Origin of the sequence: Desulfofundulus thermobenzoicus, assembly GCF_009428905.1 — a bacterium.
GTDB classification, from domain to species: domain Bacteria; phylum Bacillota; class Desulfotomaculia; order Desulfotomaculales; family Desulfovirgulaceae; genus Desulfofundulus_A; species Desulfofundulus_A thermobenzoicus.
The window spans coordinates 20,107-38,449 of record NZ_WHYR01000005.1 but is presented as its reverse complement, the minus strand read 5'-3'; the positions used below and the strand labels follow the sequence as shown (position 1 = coordinate 38,449).

14 protein-coding genes and 4 tRNA genes are annotated in these 18,343 nt (G+C 55.5%); 17 read left to right on the top strand and 1 reads right to left on the bottom strand.

What is annotated here, in order from left to right:
- Window positions 1-69 precede the first annotated feature (69 nt).
- The 14 genes from ccpN to guaB all read left to right on the top strand — a co-directional run bounded on the left by ccpN (window position 70) and on the right by guaB (window position 13,238).
- Window positions 70-708: a transcriptional regulator CcpN gene (gene ccpN / locus GFC01_RS02920; RefSeq protein WP_152945144.1), complete on the top strand. Its 639-nt coding sequence runs from the start codon at window positions 70-72 to the stop codon at window positions 706-708.
- A complete protein-coding gene (locus tag GFC01_RS02915; RefSeq protein ID WP_152945143.1) occupies window positions 683-1,555 on the top strand; it encodes a pyruvate, water dikinase regulatory protein in 873 nt (290 codons plus the stop codon). The genes ccpN and GFC01_RS02915 overlap by 26 nt, the downstream gene beginning before the upstream one ends.
- Complete coding sequence (ppdK, locus tag GFC01_RS02910) at window positions 1,545-4,190, top strand: pyruvate, phosphate dikinase (RefSeq protein ID WP_152945142.1); 2,646 nt, start codon at window positions 1,545-1,547, stop codon at window positions 4,188-4,190. Before GFC01_RS02915 ends, ppdK begins: the two co-directional genes overlap by 11 nt.
- Window positions 4,191-4,347: 157 nt before the next feature.
- On the top strand, window positions 4,348-5,337 hold the full coding sequence (locus GFC01_RS02905) for an HD-GYP domain-containing protein (RefSeq protein ID WP_152945141.1): 990 nt from the start codon (window positions 4,348-4,350) through the stop codon (window positions 5,335-5,337).
- A 20-nt stretch (window positions 5,338-5,357) separates the two neighbouring features.
- On the top strand, window positions 5,358-5,939 hold the full coding sequence (gene thpR / locus GFC01_RS02900) for an RNA 2',3'-cyclic phosphodiesterase (protein ID WP_152945140.1): 582 nt from the start codon (window positions 5,358-5,360) through the stop codon (window positions 5,937-5,939).
- 96 nt (window positions 5,940-6,035) lie between these two features.
- Window positions 6,036-6,650 carry a flavodoxin family protein gene (locus GFC01_RS02895; RefSeq protein WP_152945139.1) on the top strand — a complete coding sequence of 205 codons (615 nt, stop codon included), beginning with the start codon at window positions 6,036-6,038 and terminating at the stop codon, window positions 6,648-6,650.
- A gap of 63 nt (window positions 6,651-6,713) precedes the next feature.
- A complete protein-coding gene (locus tag GFC01_RS02890; RefSeq protein ID WP_152945138.1) occupies window positions 6,714-7,718 on the top strand; it encodes a deoxyguanosinetriphosphate triphosphohydrolase in 1,005 nt (334 codons plus the stop codon).
- Window positions 7,719-7,937: 219 nt separating this feature from the next.
- On the top strand, window positions 7,938-9,737 hold the full coding sequence (dnaG, locus tag GFC01_RS02885; protein WP_152945137.1) for a DNA primase: 1,800 nt from the start codon (window positions 7,938-7,940) through the stop codon (window positions 9,735-9,737).
- 14 nt (window positions 9,738-9,751) lie between these two features.
- Window positions 9,752-10,825 carry an RNA polymerase sigma factor RpoD gene (rpoD, locus tag GFC01_RS02880; RefSeq protein WP_423244361.1) on the top strand — a complete coding sequence of 358 codons (1,074 nt, stop codon included), beginning with the start codon at window positions 9,752-9,754 and terminating at the stop codon, window positions 10,823-10,825.
- 85 nt (window positions 10,826-10,910) lie between these two features.
- Window positions 10,911-10,985, top strand: a tRNA-Asn gene (locus GFC01_RS02875).
- Window positions 10,986-10,992: 7 nt separating this feature from the next.
- A tRNA-Ile gene (locus GFC01_RS02870) sits at window positions 10,993-11,067 on the top strand.
- A gap of 277 nt (window positions 11,068-11,344) precedes the next feature.
- A tRNA-Glu gene (locus GFC01_RS02865) sits at window positions 11,345-11,420 on the top strand.
- Window positions 11,421-11,424: 4 nt separating this feature from the next.
- Window positions 11,425-11,500 (top strand) — tRNA-Val (locus GFC01_RS02860).
- Between the two features lie 280 nt (window positions 11,501-11,780).
- Complete coding sequence (gene guaB / locus GFC01_RS02855; protein WP_152945135.1) at window positions 11,781-13,238, top strand: IMP dehydrogenase; 1,458 nt, start codon at window positions 11,781-11,783, stop codon at window positions 13,236-13,238.
- Window positions 13,239-13,359: 121 nt separating this feature from the next.
- Here guaB and GFC01_RS02850 read toward each other — a convergent pair whose 3' ends face one another.
- Window positions 13,360-14,001, bottom strand: a complete 642-nt coding sequence (locus tag GFC01_RS02850) for a GNAT family N-acetyltransferase (RefSeq protein ID WP_152945134.1) — start codon at window positions 13,999-14,001, stop codon at window positions 13,360-13,362.
- A 384-nt stretch (window positions 14,002-14,385) separates the two neighbouring features.
- Here GFC01_RS02850 and GFC01_RS02845 point away from each other — a divergent pair, with 384 nt between their 5' ends.
- The 3 genes from GFC01_RS02845 (at window position 14,386) to GFC01_RS19670 (ending at window position 18,287) form a co-directional block, all read left to right on the top strand.
- Window positions 14,386-15,786 carry a coiled-coil domain-containing protein gene (locus GFC01_RS02845; RefSeq protein WP_152945133.1) on the top strand — a complete coding sequence of 467 codons (1,401 nt, stop codon included), beginning with the start codon at window positions 14,386-14,388 and terminating at the stop codon, window positions 15,784-15,786.
- A 108-nt stretch (window positions 15,787-15,894) separates the two neighbouring features.
- Entirely contained in the window at window positions 15,895-16,587 is a 693-nt protein-coding gene (locus GFC01_RS02840; RefSeq protein ID WP_152945132.1) for a response regulator transcription factor, read from the top strand.
- Entirely contained in the window at window positions 16,584-18,287 is a 1,704-nt protein-coding gene (locus tag GFC01_RS19670) for a sensor histidine kinase (protein WP_152945131.1), read from the top strand. The genes GFC01_RS02840 and GFC01_RS19670 overlap by 4 nt, the downstream gene beginning before the upstream one ends.
- The last annotated feature ends 56 nt before the right edge of the window (window positions 18,288-18,343 follow it).

Genomic DNA, 18,343 nt, shown 5'->3' with positions numbered 1-18,343 from the left:
ATAATATATTATATTGGGAGGATTGCGATAAATAGTATGGCACATTTGGCTCTTTAAGGGGCGATGGAATTGGAACTTTCCAAGCGGCAGGAAGCCATTCTGGAAATAGTGAAAAAGGAAGGCCCCATCACCGGCGAGCAAATTGCCGAGCGGCTCTCCCTGACCCGGGCCACCCTGCGTCCGGATATGGCCATTTTGACCATGTCCGGTCTTTTGGAGGCGCGCCCCCGGGTGGGTTATTATTACAGCGGGAAAACACCGGGCAAGGTCATTGCCGAAAAATTACACCGGATCAAGGTGGGAGAAATCAAATCCGTCCCCGTGGTGGTGCCGGAACACTGTTCGGTCTACGATGCGGTGGTGACCATGTTTATTGAGGATGTGGGCACGCTGTTCGTGGTTCGGGAAGGGGGTCTTCTGGAGGGGGTTGTTTCCCGCAAGGACCTGCTGAAAACCACCCTGGGGGGACAGGATATTCATAAACTGCCGGTAGGGGTGGTTATGACCCGTATGCCCAATGTGATTACTGTGGGGCCGGAGGATTCCGTGTGGATAGCGGCCAAAAAATTGATCTCCCACGAGGTGGATGCCCTGCCTGTGGTCCGCCCGGCCGGGGAAGGGGCCAAGTCCACGGAACTGGAAGTTATCGGCCGCCTGACCAAAACCAATATAACCCGCCTCTTTGTTGAACTGGGAGAGGGAAATTAAGGGGGAGGTAGCCATTACCGCGAAAGATCTGGTACACCCGGTGATTTATGTGGTTTCCGATTCCATCGGAGAAACAGCCGAACTGGTGGCCCGGGCCGCCGCCAGCCAGTTTAATTCCGGTGGCGTGGATATTCACCGGGTGCCTTATGTTCAGGATGTGGCCGAGATCACGGAAATAGTGGCGGAAGCCAGCACCATACCCTGCATTATCGCCTATACCCTGGTGGTGCCGGAATTAAGGCAGGCCCTGGAGAGGGAAGCGGCCAGGTATAATATACCCACGGTGGATATACTCACGCCCATGATTGACGCCCTGGCCATGGTGGAAGGCCGGCAACCCAAAATGGAACCCGGCCTGGTGCGCCGTACCGACGAAGAATATTTCCGCAAGGTAGAAGCCGTGGAGTTTGCCGTGAAATACGATGATGGCAAGGATCCCCGGGGGATCTTGCGTGCCGACCTGGTGGTCATCGGTGTCAGCCGCACCTCCAAGACTCCCCTGTGCATGTATCTGGCCCACAAGGCCATCAAGGCCGCCAACGTTCCCCTGGTTCCCGAGGTGGCGCCGCCGGAAGAAATATTTAAGCTGCCGTCCCACCGGGTGATTGGTTTGACCATCCAACCCAGGCAGTTGAACGAAATCCGGCGGGAGCGGCTGAAAACCCTGGGCCTTACTTCCCGGGCCGATTACGCCAGCATGGAACGCATTTTAAAAGAACTGGAATACGCCGAGGGAATTATGCGCAAAGCAGGGTGTTCGGTCATAGATGTCACCAATAAAGCCGTTGAAGAAACTGCCAGCCGGGTGCTGGAAATATACTACAGGGGGGAAAGGCATGTCAGGTAAAAAGTACGTCTATCTGTTTGAAGAAGGCAGCGCCGGAATGAAGGATTTGCTGGGGGGCAAGGGGGCGAATCTGGCGGAGATGACCAATATCGGCCTGCCCGTTCCGCCCGGGATGATCATTACCACCGAAGCCTGCCGGGAATTTTACGTCCACGACCGCCGGTTTCCCCCGGGTATGGAAGATCAGGTGCGGGAAATGATGACCGTACTGGAAAATAAGACGGGCAAACGCTTTGGGGATCCGGAAAATCCCCTGCTGGTGAGTGTGCGTTCCGGCGCGCCCGTCTCCATGCCCGGGATGATGGATACTGTATTGAACCTGGGGTTGAACGACCGGACGGTGGAGGGACTGGCCCGGGCCGCCGACAGGCGTTTTGCCCTGGACTGTTACCGCCGTTTCCTGCACATGTTTGGCGATGTGGTGCTGGGTATTGAACACGCACGGTTTGAGCATATCCTGGATAATTGCAAGCAGCGCCGGAAGGTGACCTACGACCACGAGCTGCAAGCCGAAGATTGGCAGCAAGTGGTGGCAGAATACAAAGCCCTCATTGAGCGGGAAACCGGGCAGCCCTTCCCCCAGGATCCCTTTGAACAGCTCTTTAAAGCCATTTATGCCGTCTTTAATTCCTGGAACAATGACCGGGCCATTGTCTACCGCCGCATCAACCGTATACCCGATGACCTGGGTACGGCGGTGAACGTTCAGGTGATGGTTTTCGGCAACCTGGGCAACGATTGCGGTACCGGGGTGGCCTTTACCCGCAACCCTTCCACCGGTGACAGGGAGCTGTACGGCGAATATTTGCTCAACGCCCAGGGTGAGGATGTGGTGGCCGGTATCCGTACCCCCCGGTCCATCGCCGACTTGAAGGAAGAAATGCCGTCGGTATATGATCAGTTTGCGGCCACCTGTGAGTTGCTGGAAAAACACTACCGCAACATGCAGGACATTGAGTTTACCATTGAACGGGGCAAACTTTACATGCTGCAGACCCGGACGGGTAAGCGCACCGCCCAGGCGGCGGTGAAGATTGCCGTGGATATGGTGCACGAGGGACTGATTACCAGGGAAGAGGCTATTTTGCGGGTGGAACCGGCCCAGTTGAACCAGTTGCTGCACCGCCGCATCGACCCCAATGCCCAGCTGGAGGTTATTGCCAGAGGGCTGCCGGCTTCACCGGGGGCGGCCGGCGGCAAGGTGGTTTTTGACGCCGATGAGGCTGAAACCCTGGGCAACCAGGGAGAAAAGGTCATCCTGGTGCGGACCGAAACCACCCCCGACGATATTCACGGCATTGTGGCCGCCCAGGGTGTGCTCACTTCCCGGGGCGGGATGACCAGCCACGCCGCCGTGGTGGCCCGGGGAATGGGCAAACCATGCGTTTGCGGCTGTGAAGCCATCCGTATTGATTACGACCGGGAGCTGTTTCAGGTGAACGATCTGGTGGTGAAGAAAGGGGACTTCATTTCCATTGACGGGGCCACCGGGCAGGTAATCCTGGGACATGTGCCCATGATTGATCCGGAGCTTTCGCCGGAGTTCCAGGAACTGCTGCAATGGGCCGACGGGGTGCGCAGCCTGGGGGTGCGGGCCAATGCCGATACCCCGGAGGATGCGGCCAGGGCCAGGGAGTTTGGCGCCGAAGGGATTGGCCTGACCCGTACGGAGCACATGTTTATGGCTGTGGACCGGCTGCCCATTGTGCAGCAGATGATCCTGGCCTCCACCGGTGACGAGCGGCAGGAAGCCCTGGACCGGTTGCTGCCCATGCAGGAGGGCGACTTTTACGGTATTTTGAAAGCCATGGAAGGGCTGCCCGTGACCATTCGCCTGCTGGATCCCCCTTTGCATGAATTTTTGCCCAATGCGGAGGAATTGCTGGTGGAAATCACCCGCCTGCGCCTGACCGGCGCCAGTGAGGAGGAGATAGGGCCGAAGGAAAACCTGCTGAAAAAGGTGCGGGCGCTCTCGGAGTTCAACCCCATGCTGGGTCACCGGGGTTGCCGGTTGGGGATTACTTTCCCCGAGGTTTATGCCATGCAGGCCCGGGCCATCTTCCAGGCCACCGCCCGGCTGGTTTCCGAGGGCGTAAAGGTGTTCCCGGAAGTGGAGATACCCCTGGTGGGCGAGGTAAAGGAGCTGGCCATCCTGCGCCAGCTGGTTGACGAAGTGGCTGAACAGGTGATGAAAGAAAGGGGAGTCACCTTTGAATACAGCGTGGGCACCATGATTGAAATACCCCGGGCGGCCCTACTGGCTGATGAAATTGCCCGGGAGGCGGATTTCTTCTCCTTTGGCACCAACGACCTGACCCAGACCACCTTTGGTTTTTCCCGGGACGATGCGGAAGGCAAGTTCCTCCATGAATACGTGGAGAAAAAGATCCTGCCCGAAAACCCCTTCATGGTCCTGGACCGGGCCGGCGTGGGGAAACTGATGCGCATGGGCGTGGAACTGGGCCGCAGCACCAAACCGGATTTGCTCATCGGCATCTGCGGGGAACACGGCGGGGATCCCGATTCCATCGAGTTCTGCCACCAGATTGGCCTGAACTACGTCAGTTGCTCCCCCTACCGGGTGCCCGTCGCCCGTCTGGCGGCAGCCCGGGCAAAGGTGAAAAATGGCCAATAGATAAGATGTTCAGTCCTTCCCGCCGCAGGGAAGGACTTTTTGTTTTTCCCCCATTTTCCCGGCCATGTTACAGGAAAAGTGATGCCCAAAAGCGAATATTGTTGCAGTATATTACAGGCGGTAGCGGCTACCTGTACCGGCAAAAAGGGGATCTGCCATGGAGAGCATGGAGCACGGGATGGCACAGTTAATCCTGGACAGCCTGCCCAGTCCCGTTTTAATGTCCGATCTCCATGGCCGGTTGATATTTGTCAACCGGGCCGTGGAAGATGATCTGGGGGTTGAAAGGGGAGAGCTTCTCGGTCGCCCCCTGATAGAAGCCCTTTACCAGGGCCGTAAATTCGACCGGCGGGGTAAATACCGCAGCGCTTTAATGGAAACCCTGGAAACGGGCCGGTCCTTCAATGCCCGCTTTGTGGAGGTAAAAACCGTATTTCACCAGTTGCCCCGCTTTTTTCTGGTGGATACCTTTTTTGTACATTCTTCCGGCGGGCAGTTGTTGGGTGCCTGCGCCGTCTATCACGACATCTTCCGCCACCGGGAACTTTTAAAGCGGGCGGTGATGAGCCGCCTGACCACTATTTCCGAACAGTTTGAAACCATATATGCCTTTGCCGAAGCCATTGGTGCCCGGGATCTCTATACCATGGGACACAGCGAAAAGGTGGCCGAATATGCCCGTCTCATTGCCGAGGCCCTGGGACTGCAGGAGAAAGAAGTGGATCTGGCCTATATTTGCGGTATAGTACATGATGTGGGCAAAATAGGGGTGCCGGAAAATATACTGAATAAACCCGGTCCCCTGTTGCCGGAAGAGTTTGTCCAGATAACCTGCCACCCGGACAAGGGGGCGGCCATTTTATCCCACATCAGCTGGCTGGAGCAGGTGGTCCCGGTGGTGCTGGCCCATCACGAGCGGTACGACGGTCGGGGTTACCCCAGGGGCCTGAAAGGAGAAGAAATACCCCTTTTAAGCCGTATTCTTTCGGTGGCCGACGCCTTTGACGCCATGACATCCGACCGCAGTTACCGCAGGGCACTGCCGGTGCCGGTGGCCATAAACGAGTTAAAACGCAATGCCGGCACCCAATTCGATCCCCGCATTGTGGAAGTTTTCGTCCAGGTCCTGCTGGAATACCAGTTTTGAAAGGAAACGGGGGCGATGAAATGCGGAAACTGCGCCTGTTCTGGGCCATAAACCTGCCGGAAAACTTAAAAGAGCATTTCTTTCAGATTCAATTGCAGCTGAAAACCTCCAGGGCCGATGCCAAATGGGTGGAAAAAGAAAATCTGCACCTGACCATGCAGTTCCTGGGTGACGTGGAAACATGGCGGGTTAATGGTCTAATATCGGCCGCCACCGGAGTTTTATGCGGAAGAGGTGCTTTTTCGGTGCAGATGGGCGGCCTGGGCTTCTTCCCCCATATCCGGCGACCCAGGGTGCTCTGGATGGGTGTCCGGGAGGGCGCCGACCGGCTGCAGTTCCTGTATGCCGCCCTGGGCAGTGCCATGGCCACCCAGGGCTTTCCCCCCGGCGGACAGGCCTTTTCGCCCCATTTGACCCTGGCCCGCTTGCGGTCGGACAGGGGAGTGGCGGAACTGATAGATAAAGTGCGTTCCCTGGCCGGCCTGCCTGCCATTACCTGTCCGGTTACTTCCGTGGATTTAATGAGCAGCCAGCTGTACCGTACAGGACCTGTTTATACACCACTGGCCCATATCAGCCTTGGTAGGTCGTCAAAGGTCTAAATGGACCTTAAAAGGCATACTTTTTACAAATGTCATGGGGAAGGAATTTCACCATTTCCGGCGTATAACATACCAGGGTGAAAAGAGGGTATGTCGATGCTGATTTTAGCCTTAAATGGCAGTCCCCGTCCGGACGGGAATACTGCCCAAATGTTGATGGCCACCCGGGAGGTAGTGGAGAAGGCCGGGGCCAGTTTTGTTTTTTTACAGGTTTCCCAGGCCCTGGCTGACTTGAAGGTGCCCTATTGCGTGCTGTGTTCCAATCCCTGCCGGGGCAAATGCTTTGCCGGCACCAGAATGGCGGAGATGTTTAATCTGCTGCGCCGGGCCGACGGGATTATCATGGGCAGCCCGGTGTATTTCAGTACCATTTCGGCCCAGTTGAAATCCTTCTGGGATCACACCCGTCAGCTACGGGCGGAAAAGGCCCTGTTGAATGTGGTGGGTGGGGCGCTGGCGGTGGGCGGCGCCCGCTTTGGCGGTCAGGAGACGACCTTGAGAGCCATGCATGACCTGATGCTTTGCCAGGGCATGACGGTGGTGGGGGATGGTTACCGGGAAAATGACCCGGGACACCAGGGGGCCTGCGCTCAGGATCCCGTTGCCGGTGATCCCCAGGGTATACAGAGGGCCGTGGCGCTGGCCCGCCGGGTGGTGGAGGTGGCCCGGGCCACCCGGGGTCTACGGAACAGGCCGCAAACCTTTGTTTAATCCACTGACGCCTCCGGATGCCGCCCTGTGGTCCGGGGGTTTTCTGGCTCGAGGGGTGGGGAAATGTATATTCGGGAGCGCACAGAAAAAATGGAAAGGGATTTGTTATCCCCCTATGCCTGTTGCAGTGCGGCCAGCGCCGGGCGTTTATACCCCGAAGAGCCATGCCAGGTGCGCACGGCTTTCCAGCGGGACCGGGACCGGATCATCCATTCCAAAAGTTTTCGCCGGTTAAAGGGTAAAACCCAGGTGTTTATCATCCCGGAAGGAGATCACTACCGTACCCGTTTGACCCATACCCTGGAAGTTGCCCAGATTTCCCGTACCGTGGCCAAGGCCCTGCTTTTGAATGAAGATCTTACCGAAGCCATTGCTCTGGGTCATGATTTGGGCCACACCCCCTTCGGTCATATAGGGGAAGAGGCATTGAACGAAGTTTTTGCCCCCGGCTTTCGCCACAACGAGCAGAGCTTACGGGTGGTGGATGAGCTGGAGGGTGGAAAGGGGCTTAATCTCACCCGGGAGGTCAGGGATGGCATCCTGAACCATACCGGGCCGGTACAGCCGCAGACCCTGGAAGGTCAGGTGGTAAAAATTTGCGACCGGGTGGCCTATATCAATCACGATATTGATGATGCCATCCGGGGGGGTATTCTCACCCTTGAGGATCTCCCCCGGGATTGTCTGTCGGTTTTGGGTTACACCCACCGGGAACGCATTAACACCATGGTCCTGGATTTAATTACCACCAGCTGGGAAAAGCCGGTGATTGCCATGAGTCCGGTAATACGGGAAGCCACCGACCGGTTGCGTGCTTTTTTGTTTGAACATGTTTATATCGGATCCGAGGCTAAACGGGAAGAGGCAAAAGCCCGTCATGTGGTACAGTATCTTTATAGCTATTTCATCAAAAATCCCGGCGCTTTGCCGGCGGAACAACTGAAAAGGGCCGAAGATGTGGGTGTGGAAAGGGTGGTCTGTGATTATATTGCCGGAATGACCGATTATTATGCCATAGCCCAGTTTCGCCGTTTATTTATCCCCCGGGCCTTTTCCGCACCGGAATAAACCCATCGCAGGCATTTATCCCCTGAGGAGCCACGGGGGATGGTCCATATGGCGAAGAAGAACCATGGGCAAATGCGGACAGGACGGGTAAAAAATTGTCGAGGGTCAGGGAAGGAAAATCTATAGTAATAGCGAATAACTATTAAGAGGGGATATTATTTTATGATTTGTTCCAGGGGGCATAACCCCCATACCCCCTTCTATTGCAGGTGATCCTCCATGAGTGGCCTGATCCCTGCCGATATTGTTGAATCTGTCCGTCAGGCTACCGATATCGTGCAGCTAATTGGTGAATATGTACGCCTGGAGAAGAAGGGGAAAAACTATGTCGGTTCCTGCCCCTTTCATCAGGAAAGGGATCCTTCCTTTACAGTCAGCCCGGAAAAACAGATTTTTTATTGTTTCGGGTGCGGGGCGGGGGGAAATGTCTTCCGTTTTCTCATGCTCAGTGAAAACCTCTCTTTTCCGGAAGCGGTGCACAGACTGGCGGCCCGGGCGGGTATAACCATTCCCCGGACCGGTGGTGCGGTGGAAAACTCCGCCGCCCGGGTACAGGAACGGGCCTGGGAAGTTAACAGTTTGGCACGGGATTTTTACCGCCAATACTTGAACCGGCGGCCGGAGGCTGTGCACGCCCGCAGTTACCTGCAAAAACGGGGGGTTTCTTCCCAAACGGCAGAGATTTTTCAACTGGGTTACGCTCCTCCGCAATGGGACGCCCTTTTGCATTTTTTGGCTTCCCGGGGTTGTTCCTCCCGGGAAGCGGTTAGTTTGGGGTTGCTGGTGGCCGGCGAACGGGGAAAGCCCTACGATCGTTTTCGTAACCGCCTGATTTTTCCCATATGTGATGCGCAGGGACGGGTGGCCGGTTTTGGCGGTCGAGTGCTGGATAATGGCCAGCCCAAATACTTAAACACGCCGGAAACCGTCGTTTTTAATAAAAGACATTTGCTTTACGGGCTGCATCTGGCCCGGGCAGCTATTCGCGAACTGGGTTTTGCCATAATTATGGAAGGTTATATGGATGTGGTCACCGCTCACCAGCACGGTATTAATAACGCCGTAGCCTCCATGGGAACCAGTCTCACCCCTGAACAGGGGAAACTTTTGTTGCGCTATACCAACCAGGTGGTTATAGCGTATGACGCCGATGCCGCCGGAGAGGCAGCCACCGGCCGGGGCCTGGATTTATTACAGGAACTGGGTTTTCGCATCCGGGTGGTTAATGTTCCCGAGGGCAAGGATCCCGATGAGTTTATTCGCCTGCATGGCCGGGAGGGATGGCTGGAATTGCTGACCGGGGCCGAATCGCTGCTGGATTACAAGCTGAACCGGTCTTTCCGGGAGGGTGGGGATTCAGCCACCATGCTGGCCAGGGTACTTCCCAATCTGGCAGCCATGCCGGGTGAACTGGAACGGGAGGAAGGTATACGGAGGGTGGCCGCCCGCCTGAGTTTAAGCTGGGAAGCGGTAAAGGATGCTTTAAAGCGTTTTCAATCAACCGGGGGAAAAAAATGGTCAAATCCGGATAAAAATGTTAAAAGTAAGCATAATATAATAAAAAGCTCCGATAATGCCCGTTTTAAGGCCGAGTTTATTCTTTTACAGATTTTGTTGCATCAACCGGTTCTGCTACCCGATTTACAGCGGGAAGTGGGGCCTTCCTTTCCTAAAGATGCGGGATTGAGAGAGATTTATCAGTTATTATGCCGTTTTGGGGTGAAGGGGGATAATCCAGTCCGGTGGATGGATGAACTTACGGAACGGGGACAACGGATGCTCAGCCAGTTGCTGTTAGAGAAAACTCCCGGGTCAGACCCGGTTAAAATAATGCCTGCACTGGTGAAAGTTATTCAAAGTGACGATCAGCAGGAACAAAAGACCCAACTCCTGCATGATCTGGCCGAAGCTGAGCGAAAGGGCGATAAGGAACAGGTAGCCCTGGTGTTGAGCCAGTTGCAGGAACTTGTACAATGCCGGAACAAGGGGGCCCTGCAGAAAGGGGGAATGACAAATTGAGGGATGAGCCTAAAATGGATGTGGTTAAAGAATTAATAGAAAAGGGCAAAAAAAGAGGCGTGCTCACCTACAGTGAGATTATGGATAGCCTGCAAGGGGCCGATTTAACTCCCGAACAGATTGATGACATCTACGAAAAACTGGCCGGAATGGGTATTGAAGTGGTGCCGGAAGTTCCCGACCTGGAGACAATGGACGGTGCCGCCCTGGAACCTCCGGTTGAGGAAGTGGATGTGGATCTTTCCGTTCCCGAAGGGGTAGCCATCGATGATCCCGTGCGCATGTACCTGAAAGAAATTGGTCGCGTTCCCCTGTTGACTCCCGAGGAAGAAATCGAACTGGCCAGGCGCATGGAGCAGGGGGACGAAGAAGCCAAACGCCGCCTGGCGGAAGCCAACCTGCGTCTGGTGGTGAGCATAGCCAAACGATATGTGGGGCGGGGAATGCTTTTCCTGGATCTGATTCAAGAAGGGAACCTGGGTTTGATCAAGGCGGTGGAAAAGTTTGATTACCGCAAGGGATACAAGTTCAGTACCTATGCCACCTGGTGGATCCGCCAGGCCATCACCCGGGCCATTGCCGATCAGGCCAGGACCATTCGCATTCCGGTGCATATGGTGGAAACCATTAACAAGCTGATCCGGGTGCACCGTCAGCTTTTACAGGAACTGGGACGGGATCCCACTCCTGAAGAAATTGCTAAGGAAATGAATATTTCTGAAGAAAAGGTGCGGGAGATTATGAAAATCGCCCAGGAGCCCGTTTCTCTGGAGACACCCATCGGAGAAGAGGAAGATTCCCACCTGGGAGATTTTATTGAGGACCAGGAAGCCCGGGCTCCGGCCGAGGAAGCCTCCTTTACCCTGCTGCGGGAACAGCTGGAGGAGGTGCTGAAGACCCTTACCGACCGGGAGCAGAAGGTGTTACGCCTGCGGTTCGGTCTGGATGACGGACGGGCGCGTACACTGGAGGAAGTGGGTCAGAAATTTGGCGTGACCAGGGAACGGATCCGTCAGATTGAGGCCAAAACCCTGCGCAAACTGCGGCATCCCAGCAGGAGCAAAAAACTGAAAGACTTTTTAGATTAAATACATAGCCCCGGCAAATTTTTCGTTGCTTGCTCAAAGCCATTGACCGGGGCTGTATTTTTGTGTATAATAATTATTGTACCGTTCCTCGATAGCTCAACGGTAGAGCATCCGGCTGTTAACCGGAGGGTTGCAGGTTCGAATCCTGCTCGAGGAGCCAGTTTCACGGGCCTATAGCTCAACGGTAGAGCATCCGGCTCATAACCGGCTGGTTCCAGGTTCGAATCCTGGTGGGCCCACCAGAGCAGAGGTCGGATGTCGGAGGTCGGAGAGCGGAGGACTCCCGCCTCTCAGGTAAGTGTTGAATGGGCGTTCGGACGAAAGCGCTGATTCCAGGTTTTTTCAGTAGGGCTGGAAGCACCTGAACTCATGCCTGTTGATATTGTTAATAAGAACCTCGCGGCTGCGGTCGATGAATGAGGAAACTCCCGTCTCTTTAGGCGGAGAGGCTTCACCGGCATAGCTGTGACCGGTAGTCGTCTCTGACATCTGACATCCGACGGCTGACGACTGTTATCCGGCCCCATGGTCAAGTGGCTTAAGACACCGCCCTTTCACGGCGGTAACGCGGGTTCGAATCCCGCTGGGGTCACCATAGTGGGAGCATAGCTCAGCGGGGAGAGCGCCTGCCTTACAAGCAGGAGGTCACAGGTTCGAACCCTGTTGCTCCCACCAGCGATTCCAGTGCAAGCCTTGAAAATCAAGGCTTTCTTAATTTTTAAAAGAAGAAAAGACCAGGCACGGGGTTCCGGAAGGAACCCTTATTTCATACAGCAGGAAGCGGTGGCCGCCATGGAAAAACTTGATTTGCTTAATCTTTGAGACGCCAGGTGATCAAAACGCGATCAAAACAGGGCAGACACACACAAAAAATCTTGATTTTCTTGAAACCAGACAAAATAAAGGCTATAATAAACGAATACAACGGGGATACGATGCCAGGGAGGGATGAATTCTGTTTCCGGAAAGATTTTCCAGAGTGGGACTTACTTTCGATGATGTTTTGCTGATCCCGGCCCGGTCCGATGTGCTGCCCAGGGATGTTGACATTACCACCAATCTTACCCGGGATATAAAGCTGAATATTCCCCTGATGAGTGCCGGCATGGATACGGTTACCGAGTCCCGCATGGCCATTGCCATTGCCCGGGAGGGGGGAATTGGTGTCATCCACAAGAATATGTCCATCGAGCGCCAGGCCATGGAGGTGGACAAGGTCAAGCGTTCCGAGCATGGCGTCATTTCCGATCCCATTTTCCTTTCACCGGAAAGCCCCATCAGCGAGGCCCTCTTATTGATGGAGCGCTACCGCATTTCCGGGGTTCCCATCACGGAAAACGGTAAGCTGGTGGGTATTTTGACCAACCGGGATTTACGCTTTGAAAGGGATTTCAGCCGCCCGGTGAATGAAGTGATGACCAGGGATAATCTGGTCACGGCGCCGGTGGGCACCACCCTGGAGCAGGCCAAGGAAATTCTGCAGCGGCATAAGGTGGAAAAATTGCCCATAGTGGATGAGGAATTCAACCTGCGGGGTTTGATTACCATTAAGGATATCGAAAAGGCCCGCCAGTACCCCCTGTCGGCCAAAGATAAACGGGGCCGACTGCTGGTGGCGGCTGCCGTGGGTGTCAGCGCCGATACCGCCGAACGTACCGATGCTCTGGTCAGGGCCGGTGTGGATGCCATTGTGGTGGATACCGCCCATGGTCATACCAGGGGTGTGCTGGAAACGGTAGCCCGCATAAAACGCAAGTATCCGGAAGTGGCCTTAATTGCCGGTAATGTGGCCACTGCCGAAGGAACCAGGGATCTGATCCGCGCCGGGGCCGATGCGGTGAAGGTGGGCATAGGTCCCGGGTCCATTTGCACCACCCGGGTGGTGGCCGGCGCCGGGGTGCCCCAGATTACGGCCATATATGACTGTGCCCGGGAAGCCATGAAGCACAATATACCTATTATTGCCGACGGCGGGATTAAATATTCCGGGGATATTACCAAAGCCATTGCCGCCGGGGCTGACGTGGTAATGATTGGCAGCCTCTTTGCCGGTACCGAGGAAAGCCCGGGAGAAATGGAAATTTACCAGGGGCGGAGTTATAAAGTTTACCGGGGTATGGGTTCCCTGGGAGCCATGAAGGAAGGGAGCCGGGACCGTTACTTCCAGGAGGGAAGCCAGAAGCTGGTTCCGGAAGGGGTGGAAGGCCGGGTGCCCTACCGGGGTCCCCTGGCCGAAACGGTTTACCAGCTTGTTGGCGGTTTGCGAGCGGGGATGGGTTATTGCGGAACGGCCAATATCCAGGAGCTGAAGACCAGAACCACTTTCATGCGTATCACTCCGGCGGGTTTGAAGGAAAGTCACCCCCACGACGTGGTTATCACCAAGGAAGCACCAAATTATAGCCTCAGATAAAAGATAAAAACCTCTTCTTGGTGTTTAGAAGAGGTTTTTTCTTGCTGTATACCACAGTAACACCGCCCGCAGGGAAGCCCCCTGCTGAAGGGGAAGGGTGGTTGCATAAGGGGCCGGCGGTTTACCGCGGATATAAAACGCCCTTCCCCATAAAGAGCATTTTCTGAAACAATTCTATATCCTCCTGGGGCACCCTTTTCCCATAACGTACCATAAGTACATTGGCCATATGTTCCAGTATATCGGGATCATCGGTCATTACCTTTTCCAACCCCACGGAACCGAAAAGTTTGGTCAGCATCTTCTGATACTGCCAGATGTCCAGCCCCGTATTGCGCAGATCCCAGTGCCAGCAAAATTCAATGGTAATAACAATATAATTCTCCATCACCGGATTGGTAAAGGCCAGCTGCAGCAACTTCCGCCCCAGTTTGTATTCCCGCCAGTCCGGACTGATTTCAATGGCCCCCAGTTCCAGTACCCGGGGATGTTTGCTCCACCGGCTGTATGGGTCCGGTGGCAGGAAACTGACATAACCAATTACTCTGTTATCTGTGCGGACAATGTAAACCATCCCCTGGGGCAGGGCGGCTATTTCCATCAGGGCGGCCTTTTGTTTTTGGGGCGTCCGGAAGTTGTGCAACCCTTGGTCGAAGTCCAGGCCCTCCAGGTATTCCCTGCTTACCGGTCCCTCCAGAAAGGCTACCCCGTGGGAAGTTACCACCTGGTATTCATTTGTAAGCTGGTAACAGGCGACACCCATGGTTGCTCACCTCGCCCTGGCCAGTTTTTCCATGCGGTTCAACCGTAAATAATACCGTTTAACCCGAAAAATTGACCATTCGCTCTGGCAATATTATACCTTATCCCTCTTGCCGCTGACAATGCCTTCCGGTCCAAAATTTACCCGCCTGCCTGACATTTTTCCCGGTCCGGGCTGGAAGGGGCCCGTCCGAACCCTTATGCTACCGACACTTATCGCGCAGAGGAACAAATGGTCCAGTATTAAGTAATATCTTGTAGTAAAATAGTGGAATAAAAATCCAGGATATGGCAGGAAAACTGCGCTTCCCCGGGGAATAAATGGTAACGATTACAAAAATATAAAATACTTTTAAATACAGGCGGGAGGAAGGTGGATTGGGTCATGGAAGGTAAATTGCATTCCCTTACCGATGTGCTCAAAAAAACACTGTTTTTCTTTGATTCGCTGACTGTAACCGAACTGGTTCCCTATGTACACAGGCGCATGTTGCGGGATTATACCCTCACCCAGGTGGAGGAGAAGGTTGCCCTGTGCTTGCGCCAGCATGCCTGTTTTTATATGGATAACCAAAACGCCTGGCACCTGGACCTGGAGGGGGAGAGGGAAAACGACGGCTTTTACTCCTTACTGCTCAAAAAGCAACAGCCTTTAAGCATCCGGGAGTTGAAAAGCTCTGCATCCAGGAATAAGAAGAACAGGCATCTGGTGGCCGACGAGGCCAGGCTGATTTCCGACGGACGTTTCATTCAGCTGGATAATGGCAGTTGGGGATTGACCGAATGGGAAGTGGAATCGGGCCAGTATGCTTTAAAACATCTGGTGATTAAAGCATTGAAGTCCCATCCCACCGGGTTGAGCCAGCAGCAAATTTACGAACTGGTAAGCCTCTGGCGTTCCACCACCCTGCCGGCTGTGGAGGGAGTGTTGCGCAAGTTTCCCTACTTCGAAGTGGTGGGAGAAGGGGTCTGGACCTATAACCCGGTGGTACGGGCGGCATATGAGGCTTTGACCAGGCGTTACCTGGGCGCCCTGAACCGCCAGAAATTGCGCTGGCACCGGGACCGGGAGCGCTGGCGGAAGAAAGTGGTTATGCTGGACCGGCAACTGCAGGAGGTTACCGCCGCCCACCGGGAGGCCGCGGCGGCCCTGGCCCAGCGGGCGGATGAACTGAGCCAGCACGAATATCTGGTCACCCAGATGGCTGAAAAGGATCTGTTGCTTTCCCTGCGCAAAAAAGAAATTTTTCGTTACCGGGAACACATTAATAAACTGGAGGCAAAGGCCAACAGTATTTTACACCAGTGCCGTCTCTGGGTAAAACGGGCCCGGGACGGGGAACAGGAAATTGCCCATTTGCGCCAGACCCTGGCCAAGAATCAGGCCAGTCTGGAGTCCCTGTTCACCAAACTCCAGCAATACAAGGAACGGGACCGGGAAAACAAAGGCAAACTGGCTGAATTAAAGGAGCGCCATGCCAACCGGGTGGCCGAACTGCAAACCGAGATTGTGGAATTGAGACAGAAGCTGGAGCGAACCCAGGACCTGGCCCTGCAGGGGGAACGTCAGCTGCGGGAAGAAATCAATTCGTTGAGCAACGATTTAAAGGACGCCCTGGAAAAGGGCGAAGAGGCGCGGCGTTCCCTGCGTTTTATTCAAAAGGAATTAAGCCGCTGCCAGGAGGAATACCGCCGCCTGCAGGGCCGGTTGAAAAACCCCCTGGTCAGGTTGGCCGTGCGGATCTGCTCCTGGTTTGACGGCTCCGCGGGGCACCTGCCGGTGTAAAAAACATTATAAGAATAGCCACGGGTGAAAAGGGGCTGCTATCCAGCCCCTTTTCGCTGCAAAAAGGGCATTTTTGTGGTATATTGGTGGCGGGGTGATTTTCCTTTTATGAAAAATATCCTGGTGGTTGACGACGAAGTAAAAATCCGGGAACTGGTTAAGATGTACCTGGAAAAAGAGGGCTTCCGGGTGGTGGAAGCTTCCGATGGTGCCGGGGCGCTGGAGTATCTGGCCCGGGAACCCTTCGACCTGGTCATTCTGGATTTAATGATGCCGGCAGTTGACGGCTGGGCCGTTTGTCGGGAGATACGCAAGCAGGATAAACCGGTGGCCATAATCATGCTTACCGCCCGGGGTGAGGAAATCGACCGGGTTCTCGGCCTGGAGCTGGGGGCTGACGACTATGTGGTCAAACCCTTTTCTCCCCGGGAACTGGTGGCCCGGGTAAAGGCGGTTTTACGCCGGACCGGCAAGGGGGAAGGGCGCCAGGAACAGGAGCTGTTGCGCTATAACGGTCTGAGTATCGATTCCTCTTCCCGGAAGGTGGAAATAAACGGACAGCCCGTTAATCTTACCCCGAAGGAATATGATTTGCTTTACTTTCTGGCCCGATCCCCGGGGCGGGTCTTTACCCGGGAACAGCTCCTGGAGAAGGTGTGGGGGTATGATTTTTTTGGTGATATGCGTACGGTGGATACCCATATCACCCGGCTACGGGAAAAGCTGTCCCGGGTTACCGGAGCGCCCCAGTATATCGTTACCGTTTGGGGTGTGGGTTACAAATTTGAGGTGAGTGAATGAAACCAACGGGCATTATGGGCAAGCTCTGGCTGGCCATGCTGCTGCTGGTGGTGCTGGTTCTGGGTCTTTCAGCATTGCTGCAGGCCGGAGTGCTGGAAAAAGTATATTACAGGCAGCAGGCTTCCCGTTTATTGGAGGAGGGGGAGCGCCTGGCCGGAATGCTGGTGGAACAGGGGGACCCCTACCTGGTGGCCCGGCAGGTGGATCTGCTGGCCCGGTTAATGAATGCCAGTGTAATGGTGGTGGACTCCCGGGGTTTGGTGGAACACTGGCAGGCCACGGGCATGATGGGCCATGGAATGATGCAACCTATGGGTGGACCGGGGAAGGGCCTGCAGCGCTACGGCCCGGGCGGTAACCGGGGAGGCGGCCCTGCGCAGTCCGGTACAGGTGGCAGCCAGGATGGTCTCCCGTCACAGCCCGGTTCCGGCGGTGGCAGGGGCGGCGGCCCTCCCTGGCAGCAGCGGCAAAGCACCCAGCCCCGGCCGGAAAACGGCGTAGAAAGGCCAATCAATCCCCTGCCCCAGGTTAGCCGCGGGGCAGTCCCCGGGGACCTGGTTCCCTTTAACCAGGAACAAATCAGCCGGGTGCTGGCCGGCCAGCAAGTGGTAAGCCGGGAGCACAACTCATTTTTCAACACCGATGTAATTGTGGCCGGCCTCCCCCTGCAAAAAGAAGGGCAGGTTTTGGGCGCACTGTTCATTCACGCTCCTGTGGCACCCATGGCGGCCAACCTGAAGGCCATGCAGAACGCCAGCATCTATGCCCTTATGCTGGGGGTGCTGGCAGCCACCCTTTTAAGCCTGGTTTTTTCCCGCACCCTGACCCGGCCCCTGGTACAAATGAATAAGGTGGCCAGGGCCATGGCCGCCGGCGATTTCAGCTGCCAGCTGGCAGTGCGCTCCCGGGACGAGATGGGCGTGCTGGCCGAATCTTTGAATACCCTTTCCCGGGAATTGCAGGAAAAAATAGCGGCGTTACAAAAGTTGGACGCCACCCGCAAGGAATTTGTGGCCAATGTTTCCCACGAGTTGCGCACGCCATTGACAGTGATGCAGGGTTATACCGAGGCCCTGCTGGATGGTTTGGCCCGGGACGAAAGCCAGCGCCGGGAATATTTAAAAAACATCCTGGAGGAAATATTGCGCCTGCGCCGCCTGGTCAATGACCTGCTGGACCTGCGGCGGATGGAAGCGGGGCGTATTACACTGAACAGGCGCATGGTCGATATGGAATTGCTTGTCAACCAGGTGGTGGAACGGTTTGCCGGAATGGCGGCTGAAAAGGGCGTGGAACTGAACACCCGTATAGCACCCGGGGTGCCTCCGGTGGCGGGGGACGGGGACCGCCTGGCGCAAGTGCTGATCAACCTTGTGGACAATGGGTTGAAGGTTACTCCCGGAGGCGGCCGGGTGGAAGTGGAGTTGCGTGCCGTACCGGACGGGGTGGCGGTGACGGTAACGGATACGGGACCGGGCATTCCACCGGGGGAATTGCCCCTGATCTGGGAAAGGTTTTATAAAGGCGACCCTGCACGGCAGCGCAGGGAAGGGGGAAGCGGTCTGGGTCTGGCCATCGCCCGGCAGATTGTGGAGCTGCACGGCGGCCGGATTACCGTGCACAGCGAACCCGGCAAGGGAGCCGCCTTTACCATCTTTTTGAAAAAGGGGTCCGACCCCCAAGAAAAATCTGTCAGCTGATGGGCCCCGGGAGATATTCGCCCATATCAAATACTGCAGGTGCAAAGCCTGATAAG